Genomic DNA, 16,089 nt, shown 5'->3' with positions numbered 1-16,089 from the left:
ATACGGAGTCGGTCACGATGCGGGCCTGCGAAACAAGAAGACGGCGAGCAGGAACATGGCGGCCGCAAACAGCGCAAGCCGGCCGACCTGCGGCAGGGTGTCGGCCACGCCGCCACCGCGCAGCAGCACGGTGAGCAGAGCCTCGAGCCCCCAGTTCATCGGCGAAATTTCGACCAGCCGCTGCATGAAGCCCGGCATGACGAACTTCGGCACCATGATGCCGCCAGCCGCAGCCATGAGCACGTTGACCATCGGTCCGATGGTCGCGGCCTGTGCATGGCTGCGCACCGCGCAAGCCAGCGCGAGCGACAGGCTCACCGCGGCCAGGCTCACGGCCGCCAGCGCAACGACCAGCGCGCTCCAATCGATACCCGCAAGCGAAAGCGCGTCGCCGCCGATCAGGGGCATCAGCCAGATTCCCGCGGCAAGCATCAGCGCGGCCTGCAGCGCGTTGACACCGAGGTAAGGCAAGGCCTTGGACAGCAGCAGCATGGAGCGCGACACACCCAGGCTGCGCAGCCGGCCCAGCGCGCCCGAGCTGCGCTCCTGCACGAACAGGCTGGAGAGCGACGCCACCACGAAGAACATGCCGAACACCAGCCACGCGGGCACGTTCTGCTGCACCGATGTGGGCCGCGGCCCGGCGGTGGAGTAACGCTCGGCATTTACCAGCGCCTGAATCGAGGCACCGGGCGGCGGGCCCGAGGTGCCGGGCACCGCGAGCGCCAGGCGCGCCTTCAATTCGCCGGAGGCACCTACGAGCTCGGCGCGCAGGGCATTGAACAGGTTCGCGTCGATGCCCGGCTCTGCGAGCAAGCGGACGTGCGCCTTGGTCGAGAGCGTGGCCGATTCGAGCTCCGCCGAGAGGCCCGGCTCCAGTACCACGACGTACTTGAGCGCGCCGCTGCGCAACCGCGCCTCCCAGTCGGTGCCGAGCGGCTGTGGCGTGCCATGGCTGCGCTGCCAGATTTGCTGCAGCCACTGAGCCGGCGTTTCGGTGTCGCGCATGTCAACGGCGTAGCTGAGTTCGGCCAGCGGTGGGCGGTAGATGTCCTTGAGCGTGAGCGACATCAGCACGATGAAGACCATCGGCATGAGAAACAGCGCCGCCAGCCCGTGCATGTCGCGCACGAGCGCCAGCAGTTCTTTCTTGATGAGCGCAAAGAGCATGGTGTGTTCAGTCGCGCAGGGAGCGGTGGGTGAGCGCCATGAAGAGCTGCTCGAGGTCGTGGCGGCCGAATTCCGCATGACGCACTTCGATGCCTTCGGCTTCCAGCGCCTGCAACACGGGGCCGGGGCCGGTGCCCTCGCGCAAATGCACGCGCCAGTCCACACCGCCCTGCTCCACGGTGCCAAAGCGCGAGAGCATGGCCTCGTCGAGGCCATCGGCTGCCAGTGTCAGCAGCATTGCGCTCTTCGACAGCAACTCTTCGAGCGAGCCTTCGCGCAGCACGCGGCCGTGGTCAAGAATGGCCACGCGGTCGGCAATGGCCTCGATCTCTTCCATGTAGTGCGACGCATAGATAACGGCTGCGCCCTGCTGCGCGAGGCTCTTGATGGCGTCCAGAATGAACGCACGCGATTGCGGATCGACGCCCACGGTGGGCTCGTCGAACAGCATCAGTTCAGGCTCGGGCAACAGCGCGATCGCGAGATTCAATCGGCGTTTCAGGCCACCCGAGAGCCGCTCGGCTCGCACGCCCGCAAACTGTTCAAGCTGCGAAAAGCGGGTGCAGGCTTCGATGCGCGCCTTCTTCCGTTCGCCAGAAAGGCCCCCTGCCGCGGCAAAGCACGCGAGGTTCTCGGCCACCGTGAGCATGGGATAAAAGGCTTGGTCCTGCGGCGCGACTGCGATGCGCGTCGGCGCCTTGGCTCGCACCTGCTGGAGCGGCTGGCCATCGATGTGAATTTCGCCGGACTGCACCGCAAGCGCACCCGAAAGATGCGAGATCAGGGTGGTCTTGCCTGCGCCGTTGGGGCCGAGCAAGCCCATCACGGAGCCCCTGGGGACCGCCAGCGAAACCTCGGTCAACGCCGGTGCGTCTGCATGCGGGTAACGGTAGCTGAGGTTCTTCAGTTCGAGCATGTAGCGGGTGCGCGCCCTGAGCAACGCATATCGAACACAACACGACGAACAAAATGGCAATGCGTCATCTCAGGCGACAACAGCCTTCAGATCGCGAAAGAACGCTTCTTCCTGCTCCGCCTGCTCCCGCAACTTGCCAGCCAGCGCCGCGGGATCGACCGGCTCGCGCCCCTTCACCATGCGTGCTGCCTTGAGCGCGAACGCCCGCCAGCCGTCGCCAATGGCGATGAGCCTTTCGGACATCTGCTGCAGCTGCGGCTTGTCGAGCAGTGCCGCCGCCTCCTGCAGAAAGCCGGCGTAGATAAAGCGGAAGCCCGCGCCACCCGTGCCGATTTCTTCTTGCATGCGCACCACGTGGCCGATGAAGTCGACGCTGCGCGGATCGGCCGGCGAAAGCTTCTGCATGCGATTGGCCAGCGTGCGCATGCCGCGCACGCCGACGATGGGAACGGGCGCGAGCATGTTGCGCACGGTCTTGCGTATGGCCTTGGTGACCGACGCCGCATCGACAGTCTTGCGCTCGATGGCTTGCGGGTAGTACATGAGGCCCTTGGGCGCGAGCACCCCCTTGGCAAAGCGCGCACGCGACAGGTCTGCGCTGGCGCAGCGCACCGGCTCTTCGAACACCGGGTCGCTGATCAGGTAGTCGTCGCCCTCCTTGCCGTACACCAGCAGGTTGTGCGCGTTGAAGTGAAAGCGCATGTTGGGAGGAAAGTACGGCAGCCAGTAGACCGACGTCTGCAAGCCCACGAGCTGCCCGTCTGCCAACAGCGCGTCCAGGCGCTGTGCGCCGGCTTCGGCGCTGCGAAAGGTCTCGAACCGGAAGCGCGCAGCCATGGGTGCCAGGAGACCCTTGATGATGGCCTTGGGCGGCATGCGGTAAGAGATGAGCGGCAGGCCCGACAGCTTGATGAACGGCAGGTAGGCGAACGAGAGAGCCGACGAAAGGCCGAGCGCCATGCTCTCGGTCATTGGCACGCCGTGATGGCGCATGAGGTTGGAGATGACGCCGCTTTCGCAATGCGCCGCTTGCTGGTGTTCGAATTTCACGGCAGGCCTTGCAAGGTGGAAACGGGCAGGCCCAGCGCTTCGGAGTAGCGCGCCAGGTGCTTCGCCGGGAGTGCCGCGAAGTGCTTCGGCTTCAGGTGGCGCCGCACGCGCCATTGCCAGAACCCGCTGGTCTGGGAGAGCAGCGCCACGTCCATGCGGCGCTCGTACATCCAGTATTCGAGCGGCGATGCGAGCCCCTGCGCCACTCGCTCCTTTGCGGCCTGCGCCTGCTCGACCAGCACGTCGACCGCGTGGCTGGTGACGATTTCTTCCGCCTCCCAGCCGCGCGAGCGGGTGGTGACGACGCGGCCCTGCGCATCGCGCGCATACATGAGCTTGGCGTGGCCGTCGAGGGTGGCATTGCCTTCTTGCGGAACGGCGTCGAGATCCATGGCTAGATGGCTTCCAGGTAGATGAAGCCGCTGGAGAAGCGACCGCTTTCGGGCACGAACATCAGCAGCTTGTGGCCGGGCTTGATGCGGCCCGAACGAAACAGCTCGTCGAGCATGATGTAGGGCGATGCCGAGCCGGTGTTGCCCTTGGTCGCAAGATTGCTGAACCAGCGCTCGCGCGGAATGGCAAAACCCATTGCCTCGAGGCACTGGCTCACGGGTTCGATGAAGTAGCCGGACGAAAGGTGCGGCAGGAACCAGTCGACATCGGAAGCCTTGAGGCCTCGCTTCTCGACGATGGCCGCCAGAGGCTCGCCCAGCGTGGCGCGCACGATGTTCTCGTTGAGCAGGCGCACGTCCTGCTTCACGGCAAAGGTCGATTCGCGATGCCAGTCTTCGGGCGCGGTGCGGGCCCAGCCATCAAGGCCGCCGTCGGCGTTCTTTTCGGCGCCTGCATACATGCACGCCGGCAGTTCGTGCGCGGCGGAAGACAGGTCGATCCATTCCACGCGCAGCGACAACGGGCCGCGCGGCTCGCGCTCGAGCAGCACGGCGCCGGCGCCGTCGGAGAGCATCCAGCGCAGAAAGTCTTTTTCAAAGGCAATTTCGGGCCGTTCCTCGAGCGCCTGCAGCTTGTGCTCGATCTCGGCCTCGAAGCGGGAGCCGCGCATCACCGCGGAGGCCAGCTCGGACCCGGTGGCCACCGCACGGCGCGCATCGCCGGAACGCACCGAGAGCCATGCATGCTTGAGTGCCGTGGTGCCTGCCAGGCAGATGCCCGCGCAGGCCACCACTTCGAGCCGCGGCCAGCCGAGTTCGCCGTGCACCATGACCGCGTGGTTGGGCATGAGCTGGTCGGGGAGCGAAGTGCCGGTGGCGAGGCAATCGACCGGGCCGATGTCGTCGCCCAGCGCCCGGATGGCCGCCGCGGTGAGCTGCGCGTTGCTCATGGCGAGCTGGCCGGTGGCCCGGTCGATCGCGTAGTGGCGCGACTGGATGCCGTTGCTGCGAAGAATCAGCCGCCGCGCACGCGAAGCCTTGCCGCCGATGCGACCGAGAACGTCTTCGATATCTTCATTGCTGACCGGGGAAAAGGGCAGAAAGGCGGCGGTGCGGGTCAGGAAGACATCAGTCGTCATAGCGGGGAGAACGGTCCGTGGCCGAGCCCGACGGGCGCTCGAAATGAGCCGTCATTTTAGTCAGCCACCCCTTGAACAACGGCCTCAGCAGCGCCTGGAGCGTCAAGCTCACTGGCACGACCGTGACAATGAGCACGAGGAGGAAGGCCACGTACAGCAGCAGCAACGGCTTGCGCTGCCACGCGCCCGGCCGCCCCGCGGCCATGATCAGCTTGCCCCACAGGAAAAAGCTGCGCGTGCCGGCTTTTTCGCTGATCAGGAGCTTTGCATCGGCACGAACAGCCCCGAGACCCGAGAGCAGCGGCTGCGATCCGCGTTCGAGATCGCCGTGCAGCGCCTCCTGCAGCGCACGGCCAAAACGGCCGGCACCGCGGATCTGCCCGGCGCTGAGGCCGGCGTCGGGCATGCCCCAGAAGCCGCGCTTGCGGCCCCAGATCAGCCAGGCCGGCGTAGTGAAGAACGTGGCCAGCGTCGGGCCCGGGTCGGTCAGCACCACGTTGTCGATCAGGCGCGCGCCCACTGCATCCAGCAGGCCCTTGAGCTTTTCATGCGCCAGCAGCCACATGTTGCGGCATGCGATCACCGTGACGACGGGCTTGCCCCGCAGCAGTTGCTGCGCCAGCGGATGCTTCAAAAAGGCAACGATCGGCTGCGACGGCGCCAGGAACCACACCTGGTACGGCAGGATGACCAAGTCGAACTCCTCGTCTCCCGTGAGCGAGAGCGGCGCCAGCGGTGGTGGCTTCATGTGCGCCGACTCGGGAAAGGCGTCGAAGAAGGTCAGGAACGGCCAGGGAAACGGAAAATCCGCCAGCGGGCGCAGCGTTTCGACATGCACGGAGATTGCCGGATCGGCCTTGAGCGGCGCAACGATCTGCTCGGCGACGCTGCCGAGCTGACCGGTCTGCGAATAGTGAATCACCAGGACACGTTTGGGGCGCGCGGCGGGGCTGGAAATGCTTGAGGTCACTTGCTGGGGCGAAACGAGGGCCGTCGAATGTAAGCCAACCGTACGCCTGGCGCATCTGCCATTGGTCATGCCGTCGCGCCGATCCCACGAATGGACGAAAAAAAAGCCGCGCCAATTGGCGCGGCTTTTTTGCGAACGCTGGAGGGTCAGCGCACCTTGCCTTCCTTCCAGGCGGTGAGCAGCTTGTTGTACTCGATGGTTTCACCCTTCGGCTTCTCGTTGGCCAGCTTCTTCCAGGGGGCGTGCTCGTCGCTCAGCCACTTGGCGGGGTCGCCCTTGGGGTTGAGCTTGGGTGCGCACTTGTCCATGCCGGCGCGCTCGAGCCGGCCCATCACGTCGTCCATCTCGTCGGCCAGCGTGTCCATTGCCTTTTGCGGCGTCTTCTCGCCGGTGACGGCTTCGGCCACGTTCTTCCACCAGAGCTGGGCGAGCTTCGGATAGTCGGGCACGTTGGTGCCGGTCGGCGACCATGCCACGCGCGCCGGGCTGCGGTAGAACTCGACCAGGCCACCCAGCTTGGGCGCCATGTCGGTCATCGCCTGCGACTTGATGTCCGATTCGCGGATAGGCGTGAGGCCCACCACGGTCTTCTTGAGCGACACCGTCTTGGAGGTGACGAACTGCGCGTACAGCCAGGCTGCCGCGGTCTTGTTCTCGTCATGGCCCTTGAAGAACGACCACGAACCCACGTCCTGGTAGCCGTTCTGCATGCCCTGCTTCCAGTAGGGTCCGTTCGGTCCAGGGGCCATGCGCCACTTGGGCGTGCCGTCGGCGTTGACCACCGGCAGGCCCGGCTTGACCATGTCCGCCGTGAAGGCCGTGTACCAGAAGATCTGCTGCGCGATCTGGCCCTGGGCGGGCACGGGGCCGGCTTCGCCGAAGGTCATGCCGGTGGCTTCGCGCGGCGCGTACTTCTTCATCCAGTCCACGTACTTGGTCAGCGCATACACGGCGGCCGGCGAATTGGTGGCGCCGCCGCGCGACACGGCCGCGCCCACCGGCGTGCACTTGTCGTCGGCCACCCGAATGCCCCACTCGTCGATGGGCAGGCCGTTCGGAATGCCGATGTCGGCTGTGCCGGCCATCGAGAGCCATGCATCGGTGAAGCGCCAGCCCAGCGACGGGTCCTTCTTGCCGTAGTCCATGTGGCCGTAGATCGGCTTGCCGTCGATGTTCTTCACGTCCACGCTGAAGAACTCGGCGATGTCCTCGTAGGCGCTCCAGTTGAGCGGCACGCCCAGGTCGTAGCCATACTTGGCCTTGAACTTTTCCTTCAGGTCGGGGCGGTCGAACAGGTCGGCGCGGAACCAGTACAGGTTGGCAAACTGCTGGTCGGGCAACTGGTACAGCTTGCCGTCCGGAGCGGTGGTGAACTTGGTTCCGATGAAGTCGGCAACATCGAGGCCGGGGTTGGTGAACTCCTTGCCGGGGCCTGCCATGTAGTCGGTCAGGTTCATCATCTTGCCGTAGCGGTAGTGGGTACCGATCAGGTCCGAGTCCGAAATCCAGCCGTCGTAGATCGACTTGCCCGACTGCATGGAGGTCTGCAGCTTCTCGACCACGTCGCCTTCCTGGATCAGGTCGTGCTTCACCTTGATGCCGGTGATTTCCTCGAAGGCGCGGGCCAGAGTCTTCGACTCGTATTCATGCGTGGTGATGGTTTCGGAGACCACGGAGATCTCGTTCACACCCTTGGCCTTGAGCTTTGCCGCGGCATCGACGAACCATTTCAGTTCTTCGGCCTGCTGCGTCTTGCTGAGCGTCGACGGCTGGAATTCGCTGTCGATCCACTTGGCAGCCGCATCGGGCGCAGCCGGTGCTGCCGCCGGAGTGGCCGCGGCAGGAGCCGCCGCCGGTGCCGGTGCAGGGGTACTTGCCGGAGCCTGGGCCGCAGGCTCGTCCTTCTTTCCGCAGGCCGACAGTGCCAGCACCATAGCGGCCGCGAGCGCGGTGTAGCGCAACTTCATGGTTTATCTCCTCGTTCCTTCGCTTCCCCGTGTGCGGCTGAATTCACCTCGGCCCCGGGGAAGCACCGGGCCGAATTGCCGGAGTACGCGAGCTAGCCCTTGCGCATGATCAGCGCGAGCACCAGCATCGAAAACACAAAGCCGATCCAGATCGAAGGCTCGGCCTGCAGCGTCATTGCAGACTTGGCCCATTCCGCAAGGCCGATGTAGATCAGGTTGATATAGGCCGCCGAGAGCAGGCCGATGAACAGCCGGTCTCCTCGCGTGGTTTCGATAGGCAGCCAGCCGCGCCGCAGCGTGGTGGGCGACTTGATCTCCCACACCGTCATGCCTACCAGCATGAGCGCGATGCAGATGAAGAACACGGCCACCGGAGTGGTCCAGGACATCCATGCAAACATTTCAGACTCTCCCCATCGCGAAACCCTTCGCGATGTAGTGCCGCACGAACCAGATCACGATCGCGCCCGGCACGATGGTGAGCACGCCGGCCGCTGCAAGCGTGGCCCAGTCCATGCCCGATGCGCTCACGGTGCGCGTCATGGTCGCGACGATCGGCTTGGCGTTGACGCTGGTGAGCGTGCGCGCCAGCAGCAGTTCGACCCAGCTGAACATGAAGCAGAAGAAAGCCGCCACGCCCACGCCGGCCTTGATCAGCGGCAGGAAGATGCGAATGAAGAACTTCGGAAAGCTGTAGCCGTCGATGTAGGCGGTTTCGTCGATCTCGCGCGGAATGCCGCTCATGAAGCCTTCGAGAATCCACACTGCCAGCGGCACGTTGAACAGCAGGTGCGCAAGCGCCACGCCCAGGTGCGTGTCCATCAGGCCCACCGTGCTGTACAGCTGGAAGAACGGCAGCAAAAACACCGCGGGAGGCGTCATGCGGTTGGTCAGGAGCCAGAAGAACACGTGCTTGTCGCCCAGGAACGAATAGCGCGAAAACGCATAGGCCGCGGGCAGTGCCACGGTGAGCGAGATCACCGTGTTGATGCCCACGTAGATCAGGCTGTTGATGTAGCCCGAGTACCACGACGCGTCGGTGAAGATGCGCGTGTAGTTGGCCCAGGTGAACTGCTGCGGAAAGAACGAAAAACTCGAAAGGATTTCGCCGTTCGTCTTGAAGCTCATGTTGACCATCCAGTAGATGGGCAACAGCGCAAAAAGAATATAGAGCAGCAGGAAGATGCTGCGCTTGCGGAACCTGCGCTCGTTCATTGCTCCACCTCCGCCTTCTGGGTACCGACGCGCTGCATCCAGTTGTAGAGGATGAAGCACAGGAGCAGGATGATCAGGAAATAGATCAGCGAGAAAGCCGCCGCCGGGCCCAGGTCGAACTGGCCGACCGCCTTCTGCGTGAGGTATTGGCTCAGGAAGGTCGTCGCGTTGCCCGGCCCGCCGCCCGTCAGCACGAAAGGCTCCGTGTAGATCATGAAGCTGTCCATGAAGCGAAGCAGCACCGCAATCATCAGCACGCCGCGCATCTTGGGCAGCTGGATGTAGCGGAACACCGCAAACTTGCTCGCACCGTCGATGCGCGCGGCCTGGTAATAGGCATCCGGAATCGAGCGCAGGCCCGCAAAGCACAGCAGCGCCACCAGCGGCGTCCAGTGCCACACGTCCATCATCAGTACAGTAAGCCACGCGTCGGTCGCGTCGCCGGTGTAGCTGTAGTTGATGCCCATCTTCTGCAGCGCATGGCCCAGGAGGCCGATGTCGGCGCGGCCGTAGATCTGCCAGATGGTTCCGACCACGTTCCATGGAATGAGCAGCGAGAGCGCCACCACCACCAGCACCGCGGACGACTTCCATCCCGTGGCCGGCATCGAGAGCGCGAGCGCAATGCCCAGTGGAATCTCGACCGCCAGCACCGACAGCGAGAAGCCGAGCTGCCGCCACAGGGCGGCGTGCAGTTCGCCGTCGCGCATGACGGCGGCAAACCATTCGGTGCCGACGAAAACGCGGCGCTCGGGCGAGATGATGTCTTGCACCGAGTAGTTGACGACCGTCATCAGCGGCACGATGGCCGAGAAGGCTACGCAGATCAGCACCGGCAGCACCAGCCACCAGGCCTTCTGGTTGATGGGTTTGTTCACGGCGTCCATGGGGCTTCCATCTTCTGTACGGGGTTGACGCGGCTTTGTTGCGATGCGCTGTTCTTCATGCAACCAGCTCCTCGTCGCGGTAATAGCAGGTGTGGGTGTCCAGCACGCGCAGCCACACGGTTTCTCCTACTGCAGGCAGCGGCGCATCGGCATGCAGGCGCGCCTTGAGCGCGGTGCCACCCGCGTCGGCGCTCAGCATGGCGTGGGTGCCCACGTCCTGCACCTGCGTGACGGTGGCGGGCACGGCGCCCTGCGCCTGCGCTTCGACCACCCGCAGGTATTCCGGCCGAATACCCAGCTTGATCGAGCCTTCGGGCAGCTGGCGTGTCGGCACGAGCGGCGTGCCCGCCACTTCGAGAGCGCCGTTGGCATTTTTTGCCGACAGGAAATTCATGCCGGGCGAGCCGATGAAGTGGCCGACGAAGGTATGGGCCGGCCGCTCGAACAAGGCTTCGGCGCTGCCCACCTGCACGGCCTTGCCGCGGGTCATGACCACCACCTCTTCGGCAAAGGTGAGCGCCTCGACCTGGTCGTGCGTCACGTAGATGAGCGTGAGCTTGAGTTCGCGGTGAATCTGCTTGAGCTTGCGGCGCAGCTGCCACTTCAGGTGCGGGTCGATCACTGTCAGGGGTTCGTCGAACAGCACGGCCGACACGTCGCTGCGCACCAGCCCACGGCCGAGCGAGATCTTCTGCTTGGCATCGGCCGCGAGGCCTGCGGCGCGCTGGTTGAGCTGGCCGCTCATGTCGAGCATTTCGGCGATCTCGCCCACGCGCTTCCTGATCTGGTCTTCGGGCACCTTGCGGTTGCGCAGCGGGAAGGCGAGGTTCTCGGCCACCGTCATGGTGTCGTAGATCACCGGAAACTGGAACACCTGCGCAATGTTGCGCTCCTGCGGCGTGGCGCGGGTCATGTCACGGCCGTCGAACTTGACAGTGCCTTGCGAAGGCACCAGCAGGCCCGAGATGATGTTCAGCATGGTCGTCTTGCCGCAGCCCGAGGGGCCTAGCAAGGCGTATGCGCCGCCATCGCGAAAGCTCATCTGCAGCGGCAGCAGCGCATAGTCGCTGTCCTGCGTGGGGTTGGGGCGGTAGGCGTGGGCCAGGTCCAGGTCGATGCGGGCCATGTCAGTTTCCTTTGCGCCATGCCGGCGCGAGCGCCAGCTTTTCGCCGGCATCGAACACATAGGCTTGCGAGGGGCTGAAGTACAGCGTGATCGATGCACCCAATTCGAAGCGGTGCACCCCGGTGAGCTGCGCCACCAGTTCGCCGACCGCGGTATCGACGTGAACGAAGGTGTCGGAGCCTGAAATTTCGGCCAGTTCCACCTTGCCGGGCAGGCCGATGTCGCCCTCCCCCGCGCCCACGTTGAGCGCACTTGCGCGCAGGCCGACAGTGACCGCACCCGACACGCTTTCAGGCACCGCCAGCGCCAGCGCCGGGCCACCCGCGAGCTGCACGCGGCCGGCCGACGCGGTGCCTGGCAAAAGGTTCATCGGCGGATCGCTGAAGGCGCGCGCCACGCGCAGCGACTGCGGCGCGTGGAATACCTCGGCCGTGGGGCCGTATTGCAGCAGTTCGCCGGCGTCCATCACCGCCGTATAGCCGCCGAGCAAGAGCGCCTCGCCGGGCTCGGTGGTCGCGTAGATCACGGTGGAGTCGCCGCTTGCGAACAATTGCGTCAGTTCCTCGCGGAGGCCTTCGCGCAGCTTGTAATCGAGGTTGACCAGCGGCTCGTCGAGCAGCATGAGCGGCGCGTTCTTGGCGAGCGCGCGCGCCAGCGCCACGCGCTGCTGCTGCCCGCCCGAAAGCTCGGCCGGATAGCGGTCGAGGAACATGCCGATGTGCAGCTTGTCGGCCAACTCGCGCACCCTGGCATCGACGTTCTTTTCGCCGCGCAGCTTGAGCGGCGAGGCGATGTTGTCGGCCACCTTGAGCGACGGATAGTTGATGAACTGCTGGTACACCATGGCCACGTTGCGCTCGCGCACCGGCATGCCGGTCACGTCCTTGCCGTCGACCAGCACCTTGCCCGTGGTTGGCGTGTCGAGCCCCGCCATGAGCCGCATCAGGCTGGTCTTGCCGGCCTGCGTAGCGCCCAGCAGCACGGTGACCGCACCGCTTCTCGGGGCGATGCTCTGCTCATAGAGCCATGTTTGCGCGCCGACCTTCTTGGTGACGCGCTCCAGAGTCAATTGCATCAGCGCTCCCGGTTGATCGTGTTGCTGTTGTTCTTTGCATGCGCCTGCAGCCAGGCGGCCACCTGCGCGCGTTCTTCGGCCGTGTAGCGCAGGCCGAGCTTCGACCTGCGCCAGAGCACGTCGTCCGCACTCATGGCCCATTCGCTTTCCTGCAGAAACTGCAGTTCGCGCTCATGAAGCCCCGGCGCCACCGCGTCGCCCATGCCGGCCATCGATTGCGCATCGCCAAGCAGTTCGGCCACGCGCGCACCATAGGCGCGTGCGAGGCGCCGCGCAAGCCCGGCGTCGAGCCAGGGGTAGCGGGCCAGCACGGCGGTCACGAACCGCTCGAAGTCGTCGTCCGGCCGCGTCGGCGCGCCGATCCATCCGGACAGGTCGCCGCCCGCAAGAAAAGCGCCGTCGGTCCAGGCCGGGCGTTGCGTGTTCGGCTGGCCGAGCATCTTGCCGACCTCATCGGCCGCGTCTTCGGCCAGCTTGCGAAAGGTGGTGATCTTGCCGCCCCACACCGACAGCAAAGGCGCCGCAGTGGTGTTGGATTCGAGCATGTAGTCGCGCGTGACCGCAGAGGGGTCGCCCGAGGCGTCGTCCAGCAGGGGACGCACGCCAGAGTAGGTCCAGACCACATCGGCAGGCACGATCGGCTTTTCGAAGTAGCGGCTGGCCTGGGTGCAGAGATAGGAGATTTCTTCGTCTGCAATGCGCGCCGCGCCGGGATCGTCGGCGTTCAGCTCGATGTCGGTGGTGCCGATCAGCGTGAACTCGTCCTGGTACGGAATCGCGAAGATGATTCGCTTGTCGGGGTTCTGGAAGATGTAGGCATGGTCGTGCTCGAAGAGGCGCCGCACCACGATGTGGCTCCCCTTGACCAGCCGCAGGTGCCGTGTGGCCAGCGCCTCGCCCTTGGCCGACTGCGCCACGCCGCGCAGGAACGATTCCGCCCACGGACCGGCCGCATTGACCACCGCGCGGGCGCGCACCACGCGAATACCGCCGTCCGCCGACTCGAGCGTGGCCGTCCAGCCTTCTGCATCGCGCTGCGCATGAACGCAGCGGGTGCGCGTGAGCACCTCGGCGCCGCGCGCCCTGGCATCGACGGCGTTGAGCACCACCAGCCGTGCGTCGTCGACCCAGCCGTCCGAATAGACGAAGCCGCGCTTGAACTGCGGCTTGAGCGGCACGCCGGCCGCGTGGCTGCGCAAGTCGATGCTGCGCGAGCCCGGCAGCACTTCGCGCTTGGCGAGATGGTCGTACATGAAGAGGCCGATGCGGATCATCCAGCCAGGCCGCATCGACGGGTCGTGCGGCATGACAAAGCGCAGCGGCCACATGATGTGCGGCGCGCTCTTGAGCAGCACCTCGCGCTCCTGCAGCGCCTTGCGAACCAGAGAGAACTCGTAATACTCCAGGTAGCGCAGGCCGCCGTGGATGAGCTTGGTCGAGGAGGAAGACGTGTGCGAGGCGAGATCGTCTTTTTCGCACAGCACCACGCGCCAGCCCCGGCCCGCCAGGTCGCGCGCAATGCCGCAGCCGTTGATGCCGCCGCCGACGATCAGCACATCGCAATCGGTTGCCGGCAGGGGCGAATTGGAGGAGAAATCGCTCACAGAAGATGGGCCCGTTGGTTCGTGACTTAAGTCACTGAAGGCCGCCATTGTATTTTCGCGTCTTTTCACTTGGATTCCTTTTGACGCGATTTTCCCCCGAGTTTTCCCTTACTTTGGTTCGTTTTCTTTCGTTTTAAAGTGGCACGGCCTGTACCCTTCTGAGAGTCTTCCCGTTCTTCACGACGCTTTTGTGAACTCCAATCCGCGCCAGATCAACCTTCTCGATACCGTGCGCACGCGCGGCTCCGTTACCGTCGAACAGTTGGCCGACATGCTCGGCGTTACGCTGCAAACGGTGCGGCGCGACGTGCAGCGGCTGGCGGACGAGGGCCTGCTCACGCGTTTTCATGGCGGCGTGCGGGTGCCAAGCTCCACCACAGAGAACATCGGCTACCAACAGCGCGAAACACTGCATGCGGAGGGCAAGGCGCGCATTGCGCGGCGCGTGGCCGAGCTGGTGCCCAACGACTGTTCGCTCATTCTCAACATCGGCACCACCACGGAAGCCATTGCCAAGGCGCTGCTGCGGCACACGGGGCTGCGCGTGATTACCAACAACCTGAACGTGGCGACCATATTGAGCGGCAACACGTCGTGCGAGGTGATTGTGGCCGGCGGTTCGGTGCGGCCGCGCGACCGCGCCATCGTGGGCGAAGCGACCATCGATTTCATTCGCCAGTTCAAGGTCGACATTGCGCTGATCGGGGTGTCGAGCATCGAAGCCGACGGTTCATTGCGCGACTTCGACTTGCGTGAAGTGAAGGTGGCGCAAACCATCATCGCGCAAGCCCGGGAGGTATGGCTGGCGGCAGATGCGAGCAAGTTCAACCGGCCGGCGATGATCCAGCTGGGCACGCTCTCTCAGATCGACCGGCTGTTTACCGACGCGCCGCCGCCGCCGCCGTTTGCCGACTTGCTGCATGGGGCACAGGTGCGGCTTGAAATTGCGCGCGATTGAGAGGGTAGTAGCCGGTGGCCTTTGCACGAGCCCCGAACCAGCGGCAACCAAACCACACCGCCAAGAACACAAGTCAAGCATGACCAGACGCCAAGGAACATCCAAGCCATGACCTACCTCCTAGCACTAGACCAAGGCACTTCGAGCTCCCGCAGCATCGTGTTCGACCGCGAAGGCCACATCGTTGCCATCGCACAGAAAGAGCTCACACAAATTTATCCGCAGCCCGGCTGGGTCGAACACGACCCCATGGAAATCTGGCACAGCCAATTGGCCACCGCGCGCGAAGTGCTCGTCAAGGCCAAGCTCCAGCCAGCAGACATTCATGCCATTGGCATTACCAACCAGCGCGAAACCACCGTGCTGTGGAACCGCAAGACCGGCCAGCCCGTGCACCACGCCATCGTGTGGCAAGACCGGCGCGCCGAGCCGCTGTGCGCAAAGCTGCGCGAAGACGGCATGACCGGCACCATCCAGGAGAAAACCGGGCTGGTCATCGATGCATATTTTTCGGGCACAAAGCTGCGCTGGCTGCTGGACAACGTACCCGGCGCACGCGCGCAGGCCGAGCGCGGTGAACTCGCCTTTGGCACCGTCGACAGCTGGCTCATGTGGCTGCTTACCGGCGGCAAGGTGCACGTGACCGACGTGAGCAACGCCTCGCGCACCATGCTCTTCAACGTGCACAGCAATGAGTGGGATGCCGACCTCCTCAAGGCGCTCGACATTCCCGCCGCGCTCATGCCCAAGGTGCAGCCGTCGAGCTCCCACTTTGCAGACACCGACGCCGCACTGCTCGGCCGCGCCCTGCCCATCGGCGGCGTGGCCGGCGACCAGCAAAGCGCCCTCTTCGGCCAGGCGTGCTTTACGGCCGGCATGGCCAAGAACACCTACGGTACCGGCTGCTTCCTGCTCATGCACACGGGCGCGGCTTTCCAGCCCTCGCACAACGGCCTGCTCGTCACCAGCGCAGCGCAGACAGACGCCACACCGCAGTACGCCATGGAAGGCAGTGTGTTCGTCGGCGGCGCCGTGGTGCAGTGGCTGCGCGACGGACTCAAGGCAATCAAGGGCAGTGCCGAAGTGCAGTCGCTTGCCGAAAGCGTGCCCGACGCGGGCGGCGTGATGATGGTGCCTGCCTTCACCGGCTTGGGCGCGCCCTACTGGGACGCCGATGCGCGCGGCACCATCACCGGCCTGACGCGCGGAACCACCGTGGCGCACATCGCGCGCGCTGCACTGGAAAGCATCGCCTACCAAAGTGCCGCATTGCTGCAGGCCATGAGCCGCGATGCCGTCGCCGCCGGCGGCACGCCCGTGGCGGAACTGCGTGTGGATGGCGGCGCCAGCGTGAACGACCTGCTGATGCAATTCCAGGCCGACCTGCTGGGCATTCCCGTGGTGCGGCCCGAAGTGATCGAGACCACCGCGCTCGGCGCTGCTTATCTTGCAGGCCTTTCGACCGGCGTCTACAGCGACGCGCGCCAGCTGTCGAAGCTGTGGAAGGTGGAGCGGCGCTTCATGCCCACCATGGGCCGCGCGCAGGCCGAGGAATCGATGGCGCGCTGGGAGCGCGCAGTGCGGCAGGCCACCGCCGCCTGAGGTGCGGCGGCCCGCGGG

General features: G+C 65.1%; 15 protein-coding genes. 2 read left to right on the top strand and 13 right to left on the bottom strand.

The window, feature by feature from the left end; genetic code table 11:
- Positions 1-12: 12 nt before the first annotated feature.
- The 13 genes from J2X67_RS07895 to glpD form a co-directional block, all read right to left on the bottom strand.
- The gene (locus J2X67_RS07895; RefSeq protein WP_309952004.1) at positions 13-1,170 is read right to left on the bottom strand and encodes an ABC transporter permease; all 1,158 of its coding nucleotides are present in this window, start codon (positions 1,168-1,170) and stop codon (positions 13-15) included.
- Positions 1,171-1,177: 7 nt separating this feature from the next.
- Positions 1,178-2,086, bottom strand: a complete 909-nt coding sequence (locus J2X67_RS07890) for an ABC transporter ATP-binding protein (protein WP_309952002.1) — start codon at positions 2,084-2,086, stop codon at positions 1,178-1,180.
- Positions 2,087-2,155: 69 nt separating this feature from the next.
- Positions 2,156-3,136, bottom strand: a complete 981-nt coding sequence (locus J2X67_RS07885) for a BtrH N-terminal domain-containing protein (protein WP_309952000.1) — start codon at positions 3,134-3,136, stop codon at positions 2,156-2,158.
- Positions 3,133-3,528, bottom strand: a complete 396-nt coding sequence (locus J2X67_RS07880) for a hypothetical protein (protein ID WP_281148655.1) — start codon at positions 3,526-3,528, stop codon at positions 3,133-3,135. The genes J2X67_RS07885 and J2X67_RS07880 overlap by 4 nt, the downstream gene beginning before the upstream one ends.
- Before the next feature lie 2 nt (positions 3,529-3,530).
- On the bottom strand, positions 3,531-4,667 hold the full coding sequence (locus J2X67_RS07875) for a beta-ketoacyl-ACP synthase III (RefSeq protein ID WP_309951998.1): 1,137 nt from the start codon (positions 4,665-4,667) through the stop codon (positions 3,531-3,533).
- A complete protein-coding gene (locus tag J2X67_RS07870) occupies positions 4,657-5,637 on the bottom strand; it encodes a dialkylrecorsinol condensing enzyme (protein ID WP_309951997.1) in 981 nt (326 codons plus the stop codon). The genes J2X67_RS07875 and J2X67_RS07870 overlap by 11 nt, the downstream gene beginning before the upstream one ends.
- 146 nt (positions 5,638-5,783) lie before the next feature.
- Positions 5,784-7,604, bottom strand: a complete 1,821-nt coding sequence (locus J2X67_RS07865) for an ABC transporter substrate-binding protein (RefSeq protein WP_309951995.1) — start codon at positions 7,602-7,604, stop codon at positions 5,784-5,786.
- Positions 7,605-7,696: 92 nt separating this feature from the next.
- Positions 7,697-8,005, bottom strand: a complete 309-nt coding sequence (locus tag J2X67_RS07860) for a DUF2160 domain-containing protein (RefSeq protein WP_126749024.1) — start codon at positions 8,003-8,005, stop codon at positions 7,697-7,699.
- 1 nt (position 8,006) lies between these two features.
- The gene (locus J2X67_RS07855; protein ID WP_126749023.1) at positions 8,007-8,819 is read right to left on the bottom strand and encodes a carbohydrate ABC transporter permease; all 813 of its coding nucleotides are present in this window, start codon (positions 8,817-8,819) and stop codon (positions 8,007-8,009) included.
- Positions 8,816-9,706, bottom strand: coding sequence for a carbohydrate ABC transporter permease (locus J2X67_RS07850; protein WP_157614645.1), 891 nt, complete (start codon positions 9,704-9,706; stop codon positions 8,816-8,818). Before J2X67_RS07850 ends, J2X67_RS07855 begins: the two co-directional genes overlap by 4 nt.
- Before the next feature lie 55 nt (positions 9,707-9,761).
- Positions 9,762-10,832: an ABC transporter ATP-binding protein gene (locus tag J2X67_RS07845; protein WP_309951992.1), complete on the bottom strand. Its 1,071-nt coding sequence runs from the start codon at positions 10,830-10,832 to the stop codon at positions 9,762-9,764.
- 1 nt (position 10,833) lies between these two features.
- Positions 10,834-11,907 (bottom strand): ABC transporter ATP-binding protein, encoded by a 1,074-nt coding sequence (locus J2X67_RS07840; RefSeq protein ID WP_309951990.1) that lies wholly within the window; start codon positions 11,905-11,907, stop codon positions 10,834-10,836.
- Complete coding sequence (gene glpD / locus J2X67_RS07835) at positions 11,907-13,580, bottom strand: glycerol-3-phosphate dehydrogenase (protein ID WP_309951989.1); 1,674 nt, start codon at positions 13,578-13,580, stop codon at positions 11,907-11,909. Before glpD ends, J2X67_RS07840 begins: the two co-directional genes overlap by 1 nt.
- 121 nt (positions 13,581-13,701) lie before the next feature.
- Here glpD and J2X67_RS07830 point away from each other — a divergent pair, with 121 nt between their 5' ends.
- Both J2X67_RS07830 and glpK read left to right on the top strand, forming a co-directional pair.
- Entirely contained in the window at positions 13,702-14,469 is a 768-nt protein-coding gene (locus tag J2X67_RS07830; RefSeq protein WP_309951987.1) for a DeoR/GlpR family DNA-binding transcription regulator, read from the top strand.
- A 108-nt stretch (positions 14,470-14,577) separates the two neighbouring features.
- Positions 14,578-16,071: a glycerol kinase GlpK gene (gene glpK, locus J2X67_RS07825; protein ID WP_309951985.1), complete on the top strand. Its 1,494-nt coding sequence runs from the start codon at positions 14,578-14,580 to the stop codon at positions 16,069-16,071.
- The last annotated feature ends 18 nt before the right edge of the window (positions 16,072-16,089 follow it).

The sequence above is a fragment of the Variovorax sp. 3319 genome (assembly GCF_031456585.1).
GTDB classification, from domain to species: Bacteria; Pseudomonadota; Gammaproteobacteria; order Burkholderiales; family Burkholderiaceae_C; genus Variovorax; species Variovorax paradoxus_P.
Note: the sequence above shows the minus strand (reverse complement) of the source record. Positions and strands in the feature narration are given on the sequence as shown.